The organism is Dokdonella sp. (genome assembly GCF_051958935.1).
In the GTDB taxonomy this organism is placed as follows: Bacteria; Pseudomonadota; Gammaproteobacteria; order Xanthomonadales; family Rhodanobacteraceae; genus Dokdonella_A.
The window spans coordinates 1-3,889 of record NZ_JBQCFP010000077.1 but is presented as its reverse complement, the minus strand read 5'-3'; the positions used below and the strand labels follow the sequence as shown (position 1 = coordinate 3,889).

The following is a 3,889-nucleotide window of genomic DNA, read 5'->3' as shown; positions in this document are numbered from 1 at the left end:
TCGGTCGCGAACGCCGCGTTCGGCGCCGTGTCCGAGGCCGTCGTCACGGTCGTGAAGTCCGTGCCGGTCGTCGTCGACGTGACCCAGCCGGCCGGCAGCGCCGGTGCCGTGACCTCGTCGAAGTTCTCGTCCGGCGGGAAGGTGCCGCCGCCGCCGTCCGCCGCGAAGTTCGCCACGACCGTGCAGTCGGCCGTGACCGCGCCGGTGGTGTACGTGTTCGCGCCGGTCATCGAACCGCCGCAGCCGGTCACCGTATCGATGTGGAAACCGCTGTTCGCGGTCACCGTCAGCGTGGCTGTCGCGCCATCGACCACCGACTGGCTGGCCGGCGTAATCGAACCCGACGGCGTGCCGACCACGCCCGTCACGGTGTGGTTGACGATGTCCGCCGCGAAATTCGCGATCACCGTGCAGTCCGCAGTCACCGCGTTGGTCGTGTAGGTGTTGCCTGCAAGCGAGCCGCCACAGGTGCCACCGATCGTGTCGATGTGGAAGCCGCTGCTCGGGGTCTCCGTCAGCGTAGCCGTCGCGCCATCGACGACCGACTGGCTGGCCGGCGTGATCGAACCCGACGGCGTGCCGACCACGCCCGTCACGGTGTGGTTGACGATGTCCGCGGCGAAATTCGCGATCACCGTGCAATCCGCAGTCACCGCGTTGGTCGTGTAGGTGTTGCCCGCGAGCGAGCCGCCGCAGGTGCCTGTGACATTGTCGATATGGAAGCCACCGGCCGCGGTCAGCGTGAACGAGGCCGTGGCGCCGTCGTTGACGGTCTGCGGCGTATTCGGGCTGATCGTGCCCGACGGCGTGCCAACGCTCGGCGTGACCACATGCGTGACCGGCCCTGCGACGGGTTCGTCGGCGCCGATCGCGGGATTGCTCGCAGGACGCGGATCGCCGTCGATGTCGGTCGTGACGCTGCCTACCGATACGCCGGCACCCGCAGCCGGGCTACCCGCCAAAAGGTGCAGGTCCACCGTCGAGAATGTGCCGTTCGCCGCCGCAAACAGCGGATCGGACGAAATGGAGTTGGCGTCCTGGCCCGAACTCAGCTGCCAGGCTGCCAGCGTCGGCGCGTCGGTCGCGGCCAACGACCCGGTGATGCCGCCCGTACCGGACGCGTACAAGTCGTTGAAGTTCGTCGTCGCACCCGTGATCGCTGCGAGGCTGATCGCGTAATTGCTGCCGGTTCCCGATGCATTGCTGCGCGCGTTCCAGATGATGTTGTCGATGTAGTTGCGCGTGCCGGTGGTGACATTGCTGACCAGGCCGAACGTGTTGCTGGCGGAAGCGACGCCGGACCCACCGACGAAGAGGCTGTTGTTGTAGATGTTGTTGGTACCGGCGATCTCGAACATGCCGTACATCACATAGCCCGACGTGATCGGCTGGCCCGCTGCGTCGAAGCCGAGACGCACCATGTTGTTCTGGTACGTGCCGCTTCCCGCGACAGGCAGGATGCCGACGAGCTGGCTGGTCGTCGCGGTCGAGTTGATCGAAAGCGAATGCACGAAGTTGCGCTCGACCAGGTTGCCGGCTACCGAGGCGAAACTGCAGTACAGCGCATAGATCGAGTTGCTGGCCGCACCCGAGTTGTTGCTGAGCGAGTGGATCGTGTTCTGCGAGATCGTGTTCGCGCCGGTACTACCGGTCGAGAGGATGCCGCTGAGCACGACGCCGTTGGGCGTCGTCGAGTTGGCGACCATGTTGCTGACGACGTTGCCGTTCGCAATGACGTTGGCCGCACCGAGCTGGATGCCGTACATCGCGACCGAACCGACGATGTTGTCGGTGATCGCGCCGGCGGCGCTGCCGCCGACCGTGTTGCCGCTGACGGTATGCGTCACGCCAGTCGTCGAACCGACGAGGATGCCGCGGAATCCTACGACGGTGCCCGTGCCCCCATTGTTGATCGTGATCGAGCCGATATTGTTGCCGGTGATGCTGACGTTCCCGACGAAGTTGAAATCGAGAATCCCCTGCACCGGCGAAGTATTCGCCGTCGTCGAACTCGCGTTGACCACGATCGTGGAGGAGCCGTCGAGACTGCCGATCGTGTTGCCGGTGATGGTCGCCGGCGCGTCGGTGGCGCTGGAACCGCTTTGGATGCCGATGAAGGAACTGAGATCCGTCGTCGTGCTGTTGCGCCCCGACGTGACATTGATGCCCGAGATCGTGTTCCCCGCGATGAGGCTGAAGTTGCCGGCGGTCGTGCTCGAGTTCGTGAACGCGATGCCGCGGAATTCGTTGGTCGAGCCCGAGATCGTCGTGGTGCCCGTGCCATCGGAGGCGCCGAAGCCGATCCGGTTTCCGGTGACGCTGAACGCATTGCCGCCAGACGCGACGAGGATGCCGGAATAGCGCTGTGCAGTCGCCGTGAACGTACGCGGCGCAGTCTGGAAGATGCGGTTGCTCGCGATCGTCCAGTTGTTGTTGTTGGCCTGGATGCTGACGCCAGCGGACGAGACCGTCGCGCTGAAGAAGTCGAAGATGTCGTTGTCGGCGATCGTATTGCCGACATTCGGGTTCGCCGCGGTGCCGAGGCCCATGACGCCCTTCGTCATGAGGCTCGCGCCGGCTGGGCCGATCCGGTTGCTGACGACCATATTGTTGCTGTTGCCACCCGCGACGGTGCTCGTCGAGAACAGGACGTTGCCGCCTGCGGTCGCCGCTGTCGCGCTGGACGAGCCGAGAATGGTGGCGTGCGTGATCGTATTGTTCGACGCACCGTTGATGAAGCGCACGGTGCTCGTGCCCGCGGTCGCTGAAACCGTGGTGTTCGACAGCGTCAGCGAATTGCCTGCGCTGTTCAGGCCGTCGATCGTCACGTGGGTCGCACCGGCGAGATCGACCAGCGGACCGCCGGCCGCAATCGCTCCGCTCACGATACGCGCTGCGCCACCGACGGGCTTGACCGAAATGTCCGTGTACGACGCTGCTCCGCTGCTCGCGCCGAGCACGGCGCTGGCCGATTCGCTGGTATCGCCGCAGATCTCGACCGCGATCGACCCTTGATGGGTACCGGCATTGATCGCATCGAATGCAGCCTTGAGCGTGGGATAGCTGGTCGGCCCGGTTGTACCCGCGGTCGCCTCCACTTCCACGGGCGGCGCAGCGTCACAGACGCCGAGAGCCGCGTGTGCCGTCGTGGCGAACATGGGCGTGGCGGCCATTGCGGCCCACGCCAAAGCAGTTTTCAACAAGCGTTTCATACGATACCCCCTGGATCGGTGACGACCTGCTTGCAGAACAGCGAAAACGCACCCGCCGAAAGGCCGATGGGCGCGAGACCAGATAAGCGTTAATTCCCCTGGGACCAACGATACAGCGGTGTCATTGGATCACGCGCAACCCCGAGTATGCCTGGGCGATAGCCCGACGCCCGCCAGCGCTCATGCTGCTCGCGAAGCCAAGGTATCGATCCTTGAATGCCGTTGCCACGTGGCGGCTCCAGCGGGTGGAGCGGGGGGACTATAGCACTCACTTCGGCTGCTTTTCGTGCCTGCAGATCGATCCGTTGGTCGCCCGCCGCGCCGCAAGCGCGATACCTCGGCATGTGGCGGGTGCCTGCCCCAAGAAGCCAGGGCTTGCACCGGCCGGAACGCACGATCTTGCCCGGCCGCACTCGGATCTGACCTTCCGAATCCTTCATTCCGCCGAGCGTCAGAACGGCATGGGAACTGAAAGCTGCTTCTGCGCGACCTGCGCAGCCTCGGGGTTGCTTCCTGCACACGCCCACGCCGGGCGTGTCCGTTCGCCAGCCCTTCGACGGCACAAAAAAAGAGGCCTCCCGCGAGGGAGGCCTCCTGTTTCATCCCAAGGACGGGATCAGTTGGCGGTGCCGACCAGCAGGTTGTCCATCGTCGACCAGCTGCTGTCCGTCGGGTCC

The 3,889-nt window shown here is 65.1% G+C and carries 1 protein-coding gene; it reads right to left on the bottom strand.

The window, feature by feature from the left end; genetic code table 11:
* Positions 1–3,173 (bottom strand): beta strand repeat-containing protein (locus tag ACTHK2_RS06880; protein ID WP_440244966.1); only part of this gene is annotated, 3,173 nt, incomplete at its 3' end.
* Positions 3,174–3,889: the final 716 nt, after the last annotated feature.